Annotated in this window: 19 protein-coding genes; 12 read left to right on the forward strand and 7 right to left on the reverse strand. The window is 73.7% G+C overall.

All coding sequences use genetic code 11. The features are described from left to right. Window positions 1-31: 31 nt before the first annotated feature. Both cobJ and ACH4TP_RS18405 read left to right on the forward strand, forming a co-directional pair. Complete coding sequence (gene cobJ, locus ACH4TP_RS18400; protein ID WP_389223229.1) at window positions 32-1,465, forward strand: precorrin-3B C(17)-methyltransferase; 1,434 nt, start codon at window positions 32-34, stop codon at window positions 1,463-1,465. A gap of 120 nt (window positions 1,466-1,585) precedes the next feature. Beyond that, the gene (locus ACH4TP_RS18405; RefSeq protein ID WP_398438543.1) at window positions 1,586-3,004 is read left to right on the forward strand and encodes a fibronectin type III domain-containing protein; all 1,419 of its coding nucleotides are present in this window, start codon (window positions 1,586-1,588) and stop codon (window positions 3,002-3,004) included. Here the strand turns inward: ACH4TP_RS18405 and ACH4TP_RS18410 are convergent. Next, the gene (locus ACH4TP_RS18410; protein ID WP_398438544.1) at window positions 2,994-3,719 is read right to left on the reverse strand and encodes a cobalt-precorrin-6A reductase; all 726 of its coding nucleotides are present in this window, start codon (window positions 3,717-3,719) and stop codon (window positions 2,994-2,996) included. The genes ACH4TP_RS18405 and ACH4TP_RS18410 overlap by 11 nt on opposite strands. Window positions 3,720-3,731: 12 nt before the next feature. On the opposite strand from ACH4TP_RS18410, the gene ACH4TP_RS18415 reads away from it, so the two are divergent. Continuing rightward, the gene (locus ACH4TP_RS18415) at window positions 3,732-4,859 is read left to right on the forward strand and encodes a cobalt-precorrin-5B (C(1))-methyltransferase (RefSeq protein WP_398438545.1); all 1,128 of its coding nucleotides are present in this window, start codon (window positions 3,732-3,734) and stop codon (window positions 4,857-4,859) included. Between the two features lie 41 nt (window positions 4,860-4,900). Next, entirely contained in the window at window positions 4,901-5,464 is a 564-nt protein-coding gene (locus ACH4TP_RS18420) for a GNAT family N-acetyltransferase (protein WP_398181330.1), read from the forward strand. On the opposite strand, the gene ACH4TP_RS18425 is transcribed toward ACH4TP_RS18420, so the two are convergent. Continuing rightward, window positions 5,449-6,129 (reverse strand): hypothetical protein, encoded by a 681-nt coding sequence (locus ACH4TP_RS18425; protein WP_389222811.1) that lies wholly within the window; start codon window positions 6,127-6,129, stop codon window positions 5,449-5,451. The genes ACH4TP_RS18420 and ACH4TP_RS18425 overlap by 16 nt on opposite strands. Window positions 6,130-6,224: 95 nt before the next feature. On the opposite strand from ACH4TP_RS18425, the gene ACH4TP_RS18430 reads away from it, so the two are divergent. Beyond that, window positions 6,225-6,299: a 50S ribosomal protein bL37 gene (locus ACH4TP_RS18430; RefSeq protein ID WP_099895366.1), complete on the forward strand. Its 75-nt coding sequence runs from the start codon at window positions 6,225-6,227 to the stop codon at window positions 6,297-6,299. Between the two features lie 27 nt (window positions 6,300-6,326). Here the strand turns inward: ACH4TP_RS18430 and cobM are convergent, their stop codons facing one another. From cobM to ACH4TP_RS18445, 3 genes are read right to left on the reverse strand one after another with little or no spacing between them, the layout of a single operon-like run. Then, window positions 6,327-7,076: a precorrin-4 C(11)-methyltransferase gene (gene cobM / locus ACH4TP_RS18435; protein ID WP_389222809.1), complete on the reverse strand. Its 750-nt coding sequence runs from the start codon at window positions 7,074-7,076 to the stop codon at window positions 6,327-6,329. Continuing rightward, on the reverse strand, window positions 7,073-8,314 hold the full coding sequence (cbiE, locus tag ACH4TP_RS18440) for a precorrin-6y C5,15-methyltransferase (decarboxylating) subunit CbiE (protein ID WP_398438546.1): 1,242 nt from the start codon (window positions 8,312-8,314) through the stop codon (window positions 7,073-7,075). Before cbiE ends, cobM begins: the two co-directional genes overlap by 4 nt. A 43-nt stretch (window positions 8,315-8,357) precedes the next feature. Continuing rightward, window positions 8,358-8,522: a DUF6126 family protein gene (locus tag ACH4TP_RS18445; protein ID WP_389222805.1), complete on the reverse strand. Its 165-nt coding sequence runs from the start codon at window positions 8,520-8,522 to the stop codon at window positions 8,358-8,360. A 100-nt stretch (window positions 8,523-8,622) separates the two neighbouring features. Between ACH4TP_RS18445 and ACH4TP_RS18450 the strand changes: the two genes are divergently transcribed. Both ACH4TP_RS18450 and ACH4TP_RS18455 read left to right on the forward strand, forming a co-directional pair. Beyond that, complete coding sequence (locus ACH4TP_RS18450; protein ID WP_389223223.1) at window positions 8,623-9,702, forward strand: LLM class flavin-dependent oxidoreductase; 1,080 nt, start codon at window positions 8,623-8,625, stop codon at window positions 9,700-9,702. Between the two features lie 4 nt (window positions 9,703-9,706). After that, window positions 9,707-10,330, forward strand: coding sequence for an FMN reductase (locus ACH4TP_RS18455; RefSeq protein ID WP_398181323.1), 624 nt, complete (start codon window positions 9,707-9,709; stop codon window positions 10,328-10,330). Window positions 10,331-10,709: 379 nt separating this feature from the next. Here ACH4TP_RS18455 and ACH4TP_RS18460 read toward each other — a convergent pair whose 3' ends face one another. Next, entirely contained in the window at window positions 10,710-11,114 is a 405-nt protein-coding gene (locus tag ACH4TP_RS18460; RefSeq protein WP_398438547.1) for a hypothetical protein, read from the reverse strand. A gap of 85 nt (window positions 11,115-11,199) precedes the next feature. Beyond that, a complete protein-coding gene (locus ACH4TP_RS18465) occupies window positions 11,200-12,528 on the reverse strand; it encodes a PLP-dependent aminotransferase family protein (RefSeq protein ID WP_398438548.1) in 1,329 nt (442 codons plus the stop codon). 84 nt (window positions 12,529-12,612) lie between these two features. On the opposite strand from ACH4TP_RS18465, the gene ACH4TP_RS18470 reads away from it, so the two are divergent. The 5 genes from ACH4TP_RS18470 to ACH4TP_RS18490 are packed head-to-tail and all read left to right on the forward strand — an operon-like array spanning window position 12,613 to window position 15,611. After that, window positions 12,613-13,389, forward strand: a complete 777-nt coding sequence (locus ACH4TP_RS18470) for an alpha/beta fold hydrolase (RefSeq protein WP_398438549.1) — start codon at window positions 12,613-12,615, stop codon at window positions 13,387-13,389. A 37-nt stretch (window positions 13,390-13,426) separates the two neighbouring features. Then, complete coding sequence (locus ACH4TP_RS18475) at window positions 13,427-13,864, forward strand: hypothetical protein (protein WP_398181312.1); 438 nt, start codon at window positions 13,427-13,429, stop codon at window positions 13,862-13,864. Between the two features lie 11 nt (window positions 13,865-13,875). Then, complete coding sequence (locus ACH4TP_RS18480) at window positions 13,876-14,304, forward strand: hypothetical protein (protein ID WP_398181309.1); 429 nt, start codon at window positions 13,876-13,878, stop codon at window positions 14,302-14,304. Between the two features lie 5 nt (window positions 14,305-14,309). After that, entirely contained in the window at window positions 14,310-15,350 is a 1,041-nt protein-coding gene (locus ACH4TP_RS18485; protein ID WP_398438550.1) for an endonuclease/exonuclease/phosphatase family protein, read from the forward strand. 18 nt (window positions 15,351-15,368) lie between these two features. Next, on the forward strand, window positions 15,369-15,611 hold the full coding sequence (locus tag ACH4TP_RS18490; RefSeq protein WP_398181303.1) for a DUF2630 family protein: 243 nt from the start codon (window positions 15,369-15,371) through the stop codon (window positions 15,609-15,611). The last annotated feature ends 41 nt before the right edge of the window (window positions 15,612-15,652 follow it).

Genomic DNA, 15,652 nt, shown 5'->3' on the forward strand with positions numbered 1-15,652 from the left:
CGTGGGCCTCGGCCCCGGCGACCCGAACCTGATGACGGTGGCGGCGGTGAAGGCCATCGCCTCGGCCGACGTCGTGGCGTACCACTCGGCCCGCCACGGCCGCTCCATAGCCCGCTCCATCGCCGCCGAGCACCTCCGCGAGGACCACATCGAGGAGCGGCTGGTGTACCCGCTCACGGTGGAGACCACGGACCACCCGGGCGGCTACCGGGGCGCCCTGGACGACTTCTACGAGGAGGCCGCGGCCCGCCTCGCCGCGCACCTGGACGCCGGGCGCACCGTCGCCGTCCTCGCCGAGGGCGACCCGCTGTTCTACGGCTCGTACCAGCACATGCACAAGCGGCTCGCGGACCGCTACGACACGACCGTCATCCCCGGCGTGACCTCGGTGAGCGCCGCCGCCGCCCGGCTCGGCGAGCCGCTGTGCGAGGCGGAGGAGGTCCTCACGATCATCCCCGGCACCCTGCCGGAGGACGAGCTGACGGCCCGTCTCGCGGGCACCGACTCGGCGGTCGTGATGAAGCTGGGCCGCACCTTCCCGACGGTGCGGCGGGCCCTGGAGCGCGCGGGCCGCCTGGACGACGCCCGGTACGTGGAGCGCGCGTTCATGGCGGGCGAGCGCACGGAGAAGCTGACGGAGGTGGACCCGGCCTCGGTCCCGTACTTCTCCGTCGCCGTCCTCCCCTCCCGCATCGACCAGCAGCCCCCCGTACGGGAGAGGGGCGAGGTCACCGTCGTCGGCACCGGCCCCGCCGGGGCACCCTGGCTCACCCCCGAGTCGCGCGGCGCGCTCGTCAACGCCGACGTCCTCGTCGGCTACACCACCTACCTCGACCGGGTCCCCGTCCTGCGCCCCGGCCAGATCCGCCACGGCTCCGACAACAAGGTCGAGTCCGAGCGCGCCGAGTTCGCCCTCGACCTGGCCCGGCGCGGCCGCAAGGTCGCGGTCGTCTCCGGCGGCGACCCGGGCGTCTTCGCCATGGCGACGGCGGTCCTGGAGGTCGCCTGCGAACCGCAGTACGCGGACGTGCCCGTACGGGTCCTCCCGGGGGTGACGGCCGCCAACGCGGCCGCCGCAGCCGCGGGCGCCCCCCTCGGCCACGACTACGCCACCATCTCCCTCTCCGACCGCCTCAAGCCCTGGGACGTCATCGAGACCCGCCTCCGCGCCGCCGCCTCCGCCGACCTCGTCATCGCCCTCTACAACCCGGGCTCCAAGTCCCGCACCCACCAGGTCGCCGCCGCCCGCGACCTCCTCCTCGAACTCCGCGCCCCCGAGACCCCGGTCGTCGTCGCCCGCGACGTCGGTGGCCCGGAGCAGTCCGTCCGCGTCCTCACCCTCAAGACCCTGGACCCCTCCGAGGTCGACATGCGCACCCTCCTCCTCATCGGCTCCTCGCAGACCCGCGCGGTCGAGCGGGGCGACGGGCGCACGATCACGTGGACGCCGCGGCGGTACGGCTGACGGCCGGGGCATGAAATCCGAGGTGGGGGCGGGCACAACCCTTCCCCCACCTCGGGAGTCACACAGGAGTTCCCCGTTTCACATGCTTCACATAGGTCCGGAAAGGGCCCTCCCCCTGTGATGACTCGCACCCGGCTGAGCGCGCTGGCCACCGCGGCCGCCCTCGCCGCCTCCGGCGGTCTGCTGACCGCCACCCCGGCCGCAGCGGCCGTCACCTGCGCATCCCCGGTGTGGAAGGCGGAGTACTTCGCCAACCCCACCTTCACCGGTACGCCCAAGCTGACCGCGTGCGACAGCGCGATCGCCGAGAACTACGGCTACGGCGACCCGGCCGGCGTCACCCTGCCCACGGACAACTTCTCCGTCCGCTGGTCGGTGACCCGCGACTTCGGCTCCGGCGGCCCGTTCTCCTTCGCCGCCGAGACGCAGGACGGCATCCGCGTCTACCTCGACGGCGTCCGGAAGATCGACCTCTGGAAGAACGTCTCCACCACCCAGAAGAAGACGGTCAACCTCACCGTCCCGGCGGGCCGGCACACCCTCCGCGTCGACTACGTGGCGTGGACGGGCACGGCGAACGTCAAGTTCACCTACGCGCCCAACATCTCGTCCGTCGTCGACAAGGTCCGCCCGCTGGCGCCGACCGGTGCCACCGTCGCGTACGACAAGACCCTGAACAAGGCCACCCTGCGCTGGGCGGCCAACAAGGAGATGGACCTCTCCGGCTACCGCGTCTACCGCCGATTGAGCACCTCCACCACCTGGACGAAGATCAGCAGCGCCACCGCCCTCGTCACGGCCACGTCGTTCGTGAACTACCCGCCGCCGACGGGCCAGACGTACCTCTACGAGGTCCGTGCCGTCGACAAGGCCGGCAACGAGTCCTACGGCTCCGCCGACCTGACGGTCGTGTCCGTGGACAAAACCCCGACCGACGCCCCGACGGGCGTGACCGCGACCGACGACGCCACCGGCGTGTTCCTGGCGTGGCAGCCGGTCACGGGCGCGGCGACGTACACCGTGCACCGGCAGCGCACCGGCACCACCGACCCCGTCGCCCAGGTCGCGACCGGCGTCACCGCCACGAAGTGGACGGACACCGCCGTCACCGAGGAGACCGGCTACACGTACTGGGTCTCGGCCGTCGACGCCGCCGGGAACGCCTCGGCCCGCACCGCGGTCACCGCCACCCACGGTGACTACACCGCCCCCGCCCCGGTCGCCGGTCTCAAGGCGACCCCGCGCGAGGACGGCGTGTTCCTGGAGTGGACGCCGAACACCGAGCCCGACCTCAAGCGGTACGAGGTCTACAAGGCCGAGCAGGTGGACGACGGCGACGGCAACCTCATCTGGATCGCCCACCGCGTCGAGTACCTGCTGCCCACCGCCTCGTCCTTCCTCCACGAGAGCGCGGCGGACGGCGAGCACGTGCTCTACGGCGTGATCGCCTTCGACACCTCGGAGAACCAGATCTACGTCGACGACCCGAACATGAACTGGGTCGAGGTCACCGAACTCGGCACGCCCGTCAGCGAGTAGCGACCCACGCGGCGGCCTCCTCGGGGGTCGCCGCCGTCGGGACGCCCTCCGGGACCGGCGGGCGGCGGACCACGACCACCGGGAGACCCGCCTCGCGGGCCGCCGTCAGTTTCGGGGCGGTCGCCGCGCCGCCGCTGTCCTTCGTCACCACCACGTCGATCCGGTGCCGGGCCAGGAGTTCGCGTTCGCCGGCCAGGGTGAAGGGGCCCCGGTCGAGGAGGATCTCGGTGCGGGGCGGCATCGGGGTGTCCGGGGCGTCGACCGAGCGGACCAGGAACCACTGGGGGCAGGCCGCGAAGGCCGCCAGGCCCATGCGGCCGGTCGTCAGGAAGACGCGGTCGCCGAGGGTGGACAGGGCCCCGGCCGCCTCCTCCAGGGAGGCGGCCGAATGCCAGTCGTCGCCGTCGACCGGGACCCAACCCGGGCGGCGCAGGGCCAGCAGGGGAACATGGGCGGTGGCGGCCGCCCGGGCCGCGTTGAAGCTGATCCGCTCGGCGAAGGGATGGGTGGCGTCGATGACCGCGTCCACGGCCTGCTCCCGCACCCATGCGGCAAGCCCCTCCGGCCCCCCGAACCCGCCGATCCGGACCTCGCCCGCCGGCAGCCGCGGGCTCGCCACCCGCCCCGCGAGGGAGCTGGTCACCCGGACGCGGCCGTGCAGCAGTCCGGCGAGGGCGCGGGCCTCGGTGGTCCCGCCGAGAATGAGTACGTGCACAGGAGCCTCTTCGTGAGTACAGGCGGCGGGCGTGAGGCCCAACTCAAGCACACCGGCCTCCGGCCGGGCTGGACGACCGGTGCCTGCGCGACGGCGGCCACGACCGCCGCGTACACCGCGCTGCTCACCGGCGACTTCCCCGACCCGGTGACGATCACCCTGCCGAAGGGCCAGACGCCGTCCTTCGCGCTGACCGCCGAGTCCCTGGCGGGCGGCTCCGCCATGGCCGCCGTCGTCAAGGACGCGGGCGACGACCCGGACGTCACGCACGGGGCCGTGATCCGTTCGACGGTACGGCTCCTGCCGCCGGGTTCGGGCGTGGTGTTCCGCGCGGGCGAGGGCGTCGGCACCGTCACCCTGCCCGGGCTCCCCCTGGACGTCGGCGAACCCGCCATCAACCCCGTGCCCCGGCAGCTCATGCGCGAGCACGTGGCCGAGGTCGCCGCCCGGCACGGAGCGAGCGGCGACGTCGAGATCACCGTCTCCGTCGACAACGGCGCCGAGATCGCCCGCTCCACCTGGAACCCCCGCATCGGCATCCTCGGCGGCCTGTCGATCCTCGGCACGACCGGCGTCGTCGTCCCGTACTCCTGCTCCGCCTGGATCGACTCCATCCGCCGGGGCGTCGACGTGGCCCGCGCGGGCGGTCTGACCCACGTAGCGGGCTGTACGGGCTCGACCTCCGAGCGGACCGTCACCGAGATCTACGACCTGCCGGAGATCGCCCTCCTCGACATGGGCGACTTCGCGGGCGCCGTCCTCAAGTACATCCGCCGCCACCCCGTCGACCGGCTCACGATCTGCGGCGGCTTCGCCAAGCTCTCCAAGCTCGCCGCCGGGCACCTCGACCTCCACTCGGCCCGCTCCCAGGTCGACAAGGCCTTCCTCGCCGAGCTGGCCCGCACCGGCGGCGCGTCGGACGCGCTGGCGTCGGAGATCGCCGCCGCCAACACCGGCCTCGCCGCCCTCCGCCTCTGCGAGGCCGCCGCCGTGCCCCTGGGGGACCTGGTCGCCGCCCGCGCCCGCGACGAGGCCCTGGCCGTGCTGCGCGGGGCCCCGGTCGCGGTGGACGTGATCTGCGTCGACCGGGCGGGGACGGTCGTGGGGCGGTCGGAGCCCCAGGGGCCGGCGGGGTCGTAATCCGGGCGACAGCGCGGCGGCCGCCCGCCGAGAATCCGGGGATGACCGACTTCTCGCACAAGCCCACCCTCACCGGTGACCTGGTGACCCTCCGGCCCGTCACCGAGGCGGACGTGCCCGCGCTGCTGCCGCTGTTCGAGGACGCGGAGGTGACGCGGCTGACCGGCAGCCACCGGCGGTTCGACGAGGCGGAGCTGGTGCGGTGGTACGGCTCGCGGGGCGCGCAGGACGACCGGCTCGACCTCGCCGTGGTCGAGCGGGCGACCGGGCGGGTCGTCGGCGAGGCCGTCCTCCTGGACTGGGACCCCGCCAACGAGAGCTGCGCCTTCCGGATCTGCTTCGTCCCGGACGCCGTCGGCCGGGGCCTCGGCACGGAGGCGACCCGGTTGATCGTCGGCCACGGCTTCGAGGCGCTCGGCCTCTACCGGATCTGGCTGGAGGTCTACGCCTTCAACCCCCGCGCCCGCCGCGCCTACGAGAAGGCGGGCTTCCGCGCGGAGGGCGTGCTGCGGGGCGCGCTCCTGTGGGAGGGGGAGCGGGTGGACGCGACGGTGATGTCGGTGCTCGCGCCGGAGTGGGCCGGGGCCCGTCAGGCCGTCGGGTAGCCGATCTCCGCGATGTCCTCGGCGAGGTCGTCGAGCGTCACGTCCGGGTTGAGGGCGGACACCAGCTCGGGGGTGAGCGGGCGCAGGGCCAGGACGTGGCGTACGGCTTCCGGGTCGACCGGGGTCTCGTAGTAGTCCGACGCCCATGCGGCGTACGCCTCCGCCGTACGGTCCACGAGCAGGTGGAGGAGGCGGCCGGAGCCGTCCGGGTCCTCGCGGTCGTCGCCCGCGTCGGGGTACTCGACCGTGCCCGTGTGCCAGGCCGTGTCCGTCGGCTCGCGCCACAGGCAAGCGGTGGTCACGTGCACCCCGTCCTCGTCCGTGAACGCGGGCTCCGTCAGGTACTCCCGGAAGGCCTCCGGGACCCCGTCGAGCACCCCGGGCCAGGTCTGCCCGTCCGCGAGCGGCCCGAACGGGCTCAGCATCGACTCGTGGGCGAAGACGCGCGCGAACGCTCCCGCCGGGGAGAGGACGATCGTGTACTCGTCGCCCTGACCGTCCTTCATGGACGCCAGCTGCTCGGTCTCCGACCAGTGCGCGTCGAAGGAGTAGTACCGGTCCTCCCACTCCGGGCTGAGGACGGCGTCCAGCATCGCGAGCCCTCGGGAGTGGTCGCGGAGTTCCTCGATGCCCGGCAGCGCCCGGGCCACGTCGTAAACGGTCACGGGACCATTGAAGACCCCGGCACCGACATGCGGCCCCCCGGCCCCGAACCTAGGCTGGCCACGGCAGCATCCCCGACCGAGAGGGAGTCCGTCCCATGGCGAAGCGCGGCAACAAGAAGCGGGCCCGCAAGAAGAAGAAGGCGAACCACGGCAAGCGGCCCAACGCCTGAGGCACCGGGCCGCCGGGGTCGGGACCGTCAGCAGCTGTGGCGGTCCCGGGCCGGGTCGTACAGGTGGCTGTCGCGGAACTCCGAGGCGGCGAGCGTACGGCCCACGATGATGACGGCCGTCTTGGTGATGCCGGCTTCCTTCACCTGCTCGGCGATGTCCTCCAGCGTGCCGCGCAGGACCACCTCGTCCGGGCGGCTGGCCATGGCGACGACCGCCGCCGGGCAGTCCGCGCCGTAGTGCGGGACCAGCTCGGAGACGATGCGGTCGACGTAGCGCGCGCCGAGGTGGAGGACGAGCAGGGCGCCGCTGCGGCCGAGGGTGGCGAGGTCCTCGCCCTCCGGCATGGGGGTGGCCTGCTGGGCGATGCGGGTGAGGATGACCGTCTGGCCGACGGTGGGGACCGTCAGCTCGCGCTTGAGCGCGGCGGCGGCCGCCGCGAAGGCGGGGACGCCGGGCACGACCTCGTACGGGATGCCGGCCGCGTCGAGCCGCCGCATCTGCTCGGCGACCGCGCTGAACACCGACGGGTCGCCGGAGTGCAGCCGGGCCACGTCCTGCCCGGCCTCGTGGGCGGCGGTGATCTCGGCGACGATCTGGTCCAGGTCCATCTTCGCCGTGTCGACGAGCCTGGCGTCCGGCGGGCACTCGGCGAGGAGCTCGGTGGGGACGAGGGAGCCGGCGTAGAGGCAGACCCCGCACTTCGCGAGGGTCCGCGCGCCGCGCACGGTGATGAGGTCGGCCGCGCCGGGGCCCGCGCCGATGAAGTAGACGGTCATGAGTCGGTGGAACCCTTCGTTACGGACCACTGGGTGACGGGCATGGCCTGGCGCCAGCCGGTGAAGCCGCCCACGGGCACGGCGGCGGCGACGGCGAGCCGGACGAGTTCGCCGCCGTGGCGGCCGTACCACTGGGCGAGGAGCGCCTCGGATTCGAGCGTCACCGTGTTGGCGACGAGCCGGCCGCCGGGCGGCAGGGCCTCCCAGCAGGTGTCGAGGAGGCCGGGGGCGGTGAGGCCGCCGCCGATGAAGATCGCGTCGGGGGTCGGGAGTCCGGCCAGCGAGGCGGGGGCCGGGCCCGTGACGACGCGCAGGCCCGGTACGCCGAGGGCGTCGGCGTTGCGCGTGATGCGGGCGGCCCGTTCGGGGGACTTCTCGACGGCGACGGCGCGGCAGGAGCGGTGGGTCCTCATCCATTCGACACCGATGGAGCCGGAGCCGCCGCCGACGTCCCAGAGGAGTTCGCCGGGGGCGGGGGCGAGGGCGGCGAGGGTGGCGGCGCGGACGTACCGCTTGGTGAGCTGGCCGTCGTGCTCGTACGCCTCGTCCGGAAGTCCGGGCACGGCGCCGAGCCGGAGGGCGTCCGGGTCGCGTACGCAGTCGAGGGCGAGGACGTTGAGGGCGTCGGTGCGCTCGTGGGGCCAGTCGGCGGCGGTCCCGTCGAGGATCCGCTCGGCGGGGCCGCCGAGCTGTTCGAGGACCCGGATGCGGGTGCCGCCCCAGCCGGTCGTACGGAGCAGCTCCGCGACCCGCGCGGCCGTCCCGGCGCCTTCGCTGAGCACGAGGAGGCGGCGGCCGTCGTGGAGGGCGGCGGAGAGCGCGGCGAGGGGCCGGGCGACGAGCGAGACCGTCTCGGTGGCCTCCAGGGGCCAGCCGAGGCGGGCGCAGGCGTACGAGACGGAGGACGGGTGCGGGTGGACGCGCAGGCGGTCGGCGCCTGCGGCCCCGCTCTCCGCGAGGGTGCGGGCGATGCCGTGGAAGCTGGGGTCTCCGCTGGCCAGGACGGCGACCGCGCGGCCCTCGTGGGCGGCGAGCAGACCGGGGACGGCGGGGCGGAGCGGGGAGGGCCAGGTGATCCGCTCGCCGGCGCAGGCGTCGGCGGGGAGCAGGTCCAGCTGGCGGGGGGCGCCGATGAGGACCTCGGCGGCGCGCAGGACGCGGCGGGAGCTCTCGGGGAGCCCGTCCCAGCCGTCCGCGCCGATTCCGACGACCGACACCACCGATATCGCAGCGTTCACGTCGGGGACTCTACGTGAGCCCTGGTCGGGACCTACCTGACGGTCACTTCTGGGCGTTCTGGCCGACGTAGAAGAGGAGCCAGACGAAGCCGGCGAAGGCGTGCGTGGCGAAGACGTAGACGAAGACGCGGAGCATCACGCCGCGCTCTTTCCAGCGCTCGCTGTCGTGCGTCTTCTCGGTGGCCCGCTCGGTCGCCTTCTCGGTCATGGGGTCCAGGGTACGGGGGCGGAATAGGGAGGGGGGTGGCATCGTTGGAGCGGATAGTTTAAGCTTCAACCACTAATCAGGAACGCGAGAGGTGAGCACGATGCAGTTCGGGATCTTCACCGTCGGCGACGTGACGACCGACCCCACGACCGGCCGCACCCCCACGGAGCACGAGCGCATCAAGAACACCGTGGCGATCGCGCTCAAGGCCGAGGAGGTCGGGCTCGACGTCTTCGCGACCGGCGAGCACCACAACCCGCCGTTCGTGCCGTCCTCCCCGACGACCCTCCTCGGGCACATAGCCGCCCGCACGGAGAACCTGATCCTCTCCACCTCGACCACCCTGATCACCACCAACGACCCGGTGAAGATCGCCGAGGACTACGCGACCCTCCAGCACCTCGCCGACGGCCGCGTGGACCTGATGATGGGCCGAGGCAACACCGGCCCGGTCTACCCGTGGTTCGGCCAGGACATCCGCCAGGGCATCCCGCTCGCCATCGAGAACTACGCGCTCCTCCACAAGCTGTGGAGGGAGGACGTGGTCGACTGGGAGGGCAAGTTCCGCAGCGCCCTCCAGGGCTTCACGTCCACCCCGCGCCCGCTCGACGGCGTCCCGCCGTTCGTCTGGCACGGCTCCATCCGCTCCCCCGAGATCGCCGAGCAGGCGGCCTACTACGGCGACGGCTTCTTCGCGAACCACATCTTCTGGCCCAAGCAGCACACCGAGAAGATGGTCCGCCTCTACCGCCAGCGGTACGCGCACTACGGCCACGGCACGGCGGAGCAGGCCATCGTCGGCCTCGGCGGCCAGGTCTTCATGCGGAAGAACTCGCAGGACGCGGTACGGGAGTTCCGCCCGTACTTCGACAACGCGCCGGTCTACGGCCACGGCCCCTCCCTGGAGGAGTTCAGCCGCGAGACCCCGCTGACCGTCGGCTCCCCGCAGGAGGTCATCGAGCGCACCCTGTCCTTCCGCGACTACGTGGGCGACTACCAGCGCCAGCTGTTCCTCGTCGACCACGCGGGGCTTCCGCTGAAGACGGTCCTGGAGCAGCTCGACATCCTCGGCGAGGAGGTCGTCCCGGTCCTGCGCAAGGAGTTCGCGAACCTGCGGCCGGCCGGTGTCCCGGAGACCGCCCCGCTCCACCCCGCCGTCACCGCTTCCCAGGAGGTCTGACGCCATGCAGACGCTGAAGCTGGTCGCCGTGTCCGCCGGCCTGAGCTCCCCGTCCTCCACCCGGCTGCTCGCCGACCGCCTCCTCCAGGCGGCCCGGTACCGGCTCGCCGAGCAGGAGTACGCCGTCGACGTCGAGGTCGTCGAACTGCGCGACCTCGCCGTCGACATCGCGAAGAACTTCGTGACCGGCTTCCCGTCGGCGGCGCTGGAGGAGGCGATCGGGAAGGTGACGGCCGCGGACGGCGTCATCGCCGTCACCCCCGTCTTCACCGCCTCCTACAGCGGCCTGTTCAAGTCCTTCTTCGACCTGATCGACCCGACGGCGCTCACGGGTACGCCGGTCCTCCTCGGCGCGACCGGCGGCACCGCCCGCCACTCCCTCGTCCTCGACCACGCCCTCCGCCCCCTCTTCTCCTACCTCCGCGCCTCCGTCTCCCCCACCGCCGTCTACGCGGCCTCCGAGGACTGGGGCTCGGGCGGCGACGAGTACACGGAAGGCCTCCCTGCCCGCATCACCCGCGCGGGCACCGAATTCGCGGACACGGTGGCCGCGCGCCCCACCCGCCACTCCTCCGACGACTCCCTCATCCCCTTCGAACAGCAACTCGCCGACCTCCGCCTGAACTGACCCCGCCCGTTGTGGGCAATCGTTCCGCAGGGCGGAACGGGTGGGCACAACGGACCCGCGCCCTGCCGGCGCCAGAGGCTTACGCGCCTGAACCCGCACCCCATGCGAGCTGTGCACCGGGTGCGGGTCCAGGCCCGGAACGCGGAGGCGCCGCTCAAGGGCGCCGTCCCGTGTGCCCACCCGTCCCGCCCCAGCGGGACGATTGCCCACACGGCGGGTGGGAAGGGGCACCGCCCCGCCGGGCGCACGGCCCACACGGGCAGCGGGTGCGGCCCCCACACGAGGGCGGGGGCGAAGCGCACCGCCCCGCCGGGCGCGGGCCCCACACGGGCGGGGGCGGAGCCCCAGGCGGGTGCGGGCCCCACACGGGGCGGGACCGTCAGTACGGGGCAGGGCGGCCCTGGGCGTCCTCGTGGGTGTAGAAGAGGTAGTAGGCGGCGCCGCCGGCGACAGCCGCCACGATCAGCCCGAGCAGCACGGACGAGTAGATGCTCGCGCCGGTGACGCTGTAGAGGAAGCCGATGGCGATGCCGGAGAGGGCGCCCCAGGCGGCGGCGCGGGCCTCGCGGGGGAGGGCGCGGCCGTAGCGGCGGAGGGAGTAGAGGGCGACGGCGAGGACGACGGCGGAGATGAGGCCGAGCCAGAACTGGCCCCAGCTGAGCGCGCCGCCGTCGCGGGCGTTGACCTCGGCGTAGAGGCCGTAGAGGACGCCGGCCGTGACCGGGAATCCCCAGCCGTTCGTGCTGATCCGGCGCCCGGTCGGCGCCGCTGCGTGTGCGGCCATGGCAGGAGCTCCTCGTCTCTCGCCCCCCTGGTTGCCGTTCCCGCACCCTCCAGGGCACACCCCTGCCCCGCGCCCCGCAAGTGGATCAGCCGTCCGCCGCCACCGCCGCCAGGCGGGCCAGGGCCTCGTCGAGTACCGCGTGCGGCGGGGACGCGAGGCCCAGGCGGACCGCGTCGGGGGCGGTGCCGGGCCCCACCGCGAAGGCGCTGCCGGGGGTGACGGCCACGCCGGCGCGGGCGGCGGCCGCCGCGGTGAAGGTCTCCGCGCGCCAGGACGCGGGCAGCTCCCACCAGCAGTAGTACCCCTGGGGGGACGCCCGGAGGGTCTGGCCGGCGAGGCGGCGGAGGAGGAGGGCGTGCCGGGCCCGGGTGTCCGCGCGCTTGAGCGCGACCGCCTCGGCGACCGTCCCGTCCCCGGTCCAGCGCGTGGCGGCGGCGAGGGCGAGCCCGCCGGCGGTCCAGGCGCCGGAGCGCAGGGCGTCGGCGACGGCGGTGCGGAGACGGACCGGTGCCACGACGTAGCCGACGGTCAGTCCGGGGGCGAGCCGCTTGGAGAGGCTGTCGACGAGGAGGACCCGCTCGGGGGCGTGCGCGGCGAGCGGCGCGGGCGCGTCGGGGGCGAGGAAGGCCCAGGTGGTGTCCTCGACTGCCGTCAGGTCCAGGCGGCGGAGCAGCGCGGCGAGTTCGGCCCGGCGCTCCTCCCCGGCGGTGGTGGAGAGCGGGTTGTGGAGGGTGGGCTGGAGGTAGACGGCGGCGAGGGGCGCGGCCCGGTGGGTGGCCTCCAGGGCGTCGGGGCGCGCTCCCTCACCGTCGAGGGCGAGCGGGACCAGCCGGATGCCGAGCCGCTCGGCGACCGCTTTGACCAGCGGATACGTGAGCGCTTCGACGCCGAGGCGGCCGCCGGGCGGCACGAGTGCGGAGAGTGCGGCGGCGATGGCCTGGCGGGCGTTCCCGGCGAAGAGGACGCCGTCGGGGTCGGGGGCCCAGCCGGGCCGGGCGAGGACGGTCACCGCCGCCTCGCGGGCCTCGGGCGTGCCGGTGGCGGCGGCCGGGCGGGAGACGGCCTCGGCGAGGACGTCGGGCCGGGCGAGCGCCGTGAGGGCGCGGGCCATCAGCTCCGACTGGCCTTCGGCGGCCGGGTAGTTGAGCTGGAGGTCGACGGGCGCGGCGCCGGTCGCCTCGGCGAGCGCGGGGCCGGGCAGCGGGGGTGCGGCGCGGACGAAGGTGCCGCGTCCGACCTCGCCGACGACCAGGCCGCGGCGGGCCAGTTCTCCGTACACGCGGATGGCCGTGGAGTTCGCGATGCCGTGGCGGCGGGCGAAGACGCGCTGCGGCGGCAGCCGGTCGCCGGGGCGCAGCCGCCCGTCCCGTACGGCCGCCTCGACGCGGTCGGCGATCCTCCGGTACTCCTCCACGGGCCCCGCCCCCTCATTCCCCTCATTGCACCGAGAGCAAAGATCTTATTGCACCGAGCAGTTGGGGCTGCCTAGCCTTCCGTCATGCCCACCTTCTACGAGGACCGGGGCACCGGCCCCGCCCTCCTCCTCATCCACGGCCACCCCTTCGACCACACCATGTGGCAGCCGCAGATCGACCGCTTCTCCCGCGCCGGATACCGCGTCATCACCCCTGACCTGCGGGGTTACGGCGCCACGCCCCTCGGCCCCCGTACGGGGACGACCACCCTCGGCGACTTCGCCGAGGACCTCGTCGCCCTCCTCGACTCCCTGGAGATCGAGGAGTGCGTGGTCGCCGGCCTCTCCATGGGCGGCCAGATCGCCATGGAGCTCGTCCGCCGCCACCCCGGGCGGGTCCGGGGCCTCGTCCTCGCCGACACCTTCCCCGCCGCCGAGACCGAGGACGGCAGGAAGGACCGGAACGCCATGGCCGACCGGCTCCTGAGGGAGGGCATGCGCGGGTACGCCGACGAGGTACTGGACCGGATGGTCGCCCCGTACAACACGCACGCCGCGCCGCACGTCCACCGGATGATGTGCGCCACCGACCCGGTCGCGGCGGCGGCCGCCCTGCGCGGGCGGGCCGAGCGCCCCGACTACCGGGAGACGCTGGCGACGCTCGCGGTGCCCGCGCTCGTCGTCGTCGGCCGGGACGACACGTACACCCCGGTGGCGGACGCGGAGGAGATGCACGCGCTGCTGCCCCACTCCACGCTGACCGTGATCGAACGGGCCGCCCACCTGCCCAATCTGGAGCGGCCCGAGGAGTTCGACGCGGCCCTCGACGCCTTCCTCCGCTCACTCGTTCGGCCCACTTGAAAGTTCGGAATCGTACGAACGCTCCCACGATGGGGCCATGAGCCAGAACACCGCACCCCGCAAGGCGGCCCCCCAGCAGAGCACCTCCGGGGCCTGGGCCTCCGGAGGCACCCTCTTCGCCGGCGTCCTCATGCTGGTCACCGGCTTCATGGACGTCTTCCAGGGCATCGCCGGGATCGCCGAGGACGACGTCTACGCCCGCATCGGCGACTACGTCTTCAAGTTCAACCTCACCACCTGGGGCTGGATCCACCTGATCCTCGGCGTCATCGTCGCCGTCGCCGGCGTCGGCATCCTCAGGGGCGCCGAGTGGGGCCGGATCGCCGGCATCTCCCTGGCCTCGCTCAACGTCCTCTTCCAGTTCCTCTTCCTCCCCTACCAGCCGTGGTGGGCGCTCTTCTCCATGGCCATCTCGATCTTCGTGATCTGGGCGCTGGCCACGGACGACCAGTACGGCCCGGGCGAGACGTTCTGAGGCGCGGGCAGATGAGACGCACGACGGGAATCGCCCTCGCCGCCGCCGCCCTCCTCGTCTCCTTCACCGGCTGCGACAACGCGAAGGACAAGGCGGGCGAGATCGTCTCCTCCGCCACCGCGGCCGTCGCCTCGGCCGCCCAGGAGCAGATGGACAAGGTCAAGGACGGGGTGAACGCCACCGGCGACGTCAGCGCCGGCGCGACCAGCACCGACGGGGACCGCACGGTCGCGACCATCACCGCGACCAACCCCAAGGACGAGACCGCCGACTACACGATCATGGTCACCTTCCGGGACGGCGACGGCAATTTCCTCGACAGCGTCGTCATGAACATCGACGGCGTCGAACCCGGGAAGTCCAAGACCGGTACGGCACGCAGCAATCGGACGCTCTCGGGCACGACGAAGGCGGAGATCTCGCAGGCGCTGCGACACTGAGGCGCGTGGACCGAGCCCCCGCCCCGGAAGAACCCGCCCCTCAAGAACCCGCCCCCGCTTCCGCGGCACCCGAAGCGCCTCCCCTGCGGCCCAGGCACCGCCTCACCGCCTGGGCCGCGGGGCTGCTCCTGCTCGTGCCCGCCGTGGTCGCGGGCTGCCGAGCCCTCGACACGGACGCGGTCACGCCCGTCCCGCAGCTGCTCTCCTTCCTCCCCTGGCTCAGCGTCCCCGCCGCCCTCGGGGTGCTGCTCGCCGCCCTCGCCCGCCGCCGCGCCCTCGCCTTCACGGCCGTCGTCGTACTCGTCGCGACCGCCTGGAGCGCCCTGCCGTACATGCCGCAGACCGTCACCGCCTACGGCGGCCTGCCGCTCGCCCGGGTCCGCGTCCTCGCCGCCAACGTCGAGTTCGGCCAGGCCACCGAGTCGCTGATCGGCACGATCCGCCGCGAACGCCCCCAGCTGGTGTTCGTCTCCGAGTGCGACCACGTCTGCGGACACGCCCTCACCAGCACCTTCACCGCCGAGCTCCCCCACCACGCCTCGGTCGACTCCGGCGGCTCCGCCGGCTCGGTCCTGCTCAGCGCCTACCCGCTGAGCGACGAGGGGGTGATCCCGGCGGTGATGGGGATGCCGGGCGCCACGGCCGAGATCGCCGGCCGGGCCGTCCGCGTCCAGCTCGCCCACCCGATGCCGCCGCTGCCGGGCCAGGTGGACGTGTGGGAGAGGGAACTCGGCCGTCTCAGGAAGGCGGCCGCCGAGCGCCCGACCACCACCCCGCTCCTGCTCGCCGGGGACTTCAACGCCTCCCAGGACCACCACGCCTTCCGCGCCGTCCTCCGCGCGGGCCACGTCCAGGACGCCGCCCGGACGGCACGCACCAGCCGCACCCCGACCTGGCCCACGGAAGGCCCCCTGCCGCCGTACGTCCAGATCGACCACGTCCTGGTCAGCGACCACTTCTCCGTCGCCGCCGTCCGCTTCCCCGCCCTCCCCGGCTCCGACCACCGGGCCGTCCTCGCCGACCTCGACCTGCGGAGCCAGCGCTGATCCCCCACGCTGGAATGCATGGACAACGAGGAGATCCTTGACGACATCGGCGCCCTCGTCGAGGAGGAGCGCGCCCTGCGGCGACGCGCGGGCACCGGCGGCCTCCTCCCCGAGGAACGCGCCCGCCTCGCCGAGCTCGAAGTGCGCCTGGACCAGTGCTGGGACCTGCTGCGCCAGCGCCGCGCGAAAGCCGAGTTCGGCGAGGATCCGGACACGGCCGCCCTCCGCCCGGCCGCCGAGGTCGAGGCGTACCGCAACTGACACCTGCCCGGGCCCCCGGCGGCGGCGTCGTACGTTGGTCG

The organism is Streptomyces sp. NPDC021012 (assembly GCF_044333355.1).
Classification (GTDB): Bacteria; Actinomycetota; Actinomycetes; order Streptomycetales; family Streptomycetaceae; genus Streptomyces.

Bases quoted from the DNA above. Each gene is read 5' to 3' on its own strand.
- cobJ (WP_389223229.1), top strand. From the start codon at position 32: ATGACGGTGGCGGCGGTGAAGGCCATCGCCTCGGCCGACGTCGTGGCG.
- ACH4TP_RS18405 (WP_398438543.1), top strand. From the start codon at position 1,586: ATGACTCGCACCCGGCTGAGCGCGCTGGCCACCGCGGCCGCCCTCGCC.
- ACH4TP_RS18450 (WP_389223223.1), top strand. From the start codon at position 8,623: ATGCAGTTCGGGATCTTCACCGTCGGCGACGTGACGACCGACCCCACG.
- ACH4TP_RS18480 (WP_398181309.1), top strand. From the start codon at position 13,876: ATGAGACGCACGACGGGAATCGCCCTCGCCGCCGCCGCCCTCCTCGTC.
- ACH4TP_RS18455 (WP_398181323.1), top strand. From the start codon at position 9,707: ATGCAGACGCTGAAGCTGGTCGCCGTGTCCGCCGGCCTGAGCTCCCCG.
- ACH4TP_RS18460 (WP_398438547.1), bottom strand. From the start codon at position 11,114: ATGGCCGCACACGCAGCGGCGCCGACCGGGCGCCGGATCAGCACGAAC.
- ACH4TP_RS18475 (WP_398181312.1), top strand. From the start codon at position 13,427: ATGAGCCAGAACACCGCACCCCGCAAGGCGGCCCCCCAGCAGAGCACC.
- ACH4TP_RS18490 (WP_398181303.1), top strand. From the start codon at position 15,369: ATGGACAACGAGGAGATCCTTGACGACATCGGCGCCCTCGTCGAGGAG.
- cobM (WP_389222809.1), bottom strand. From the start codon at position 7,076: ATGACCGTCTACTTCATCGGCGCGGGCCCCGGCGCGGCCGACCTCATC.
- ACH4TP_RS18470 (WP_398438549.1), top strand. From the start codon at position 12,613: ATGCCCACCTTCTACGAGGACCGGGGCACCGGCCCCGCCCTCCTCCTC.
- ACH4TP_RS18445 (WP_389222805.1), bottom strand. From the start codon at position 8,522: ATGACCGAGAAGGCGACCGAGCGGGCCACCGAGAAGACGCACGACAGC.
- ACH4TP_RS18420 (WP_398181330.1), top strand. From the start codon at position 4,901: ATGACCGACTTCTCGCACAAGCCCACCCTCACCGGTGACCTGGTGACC.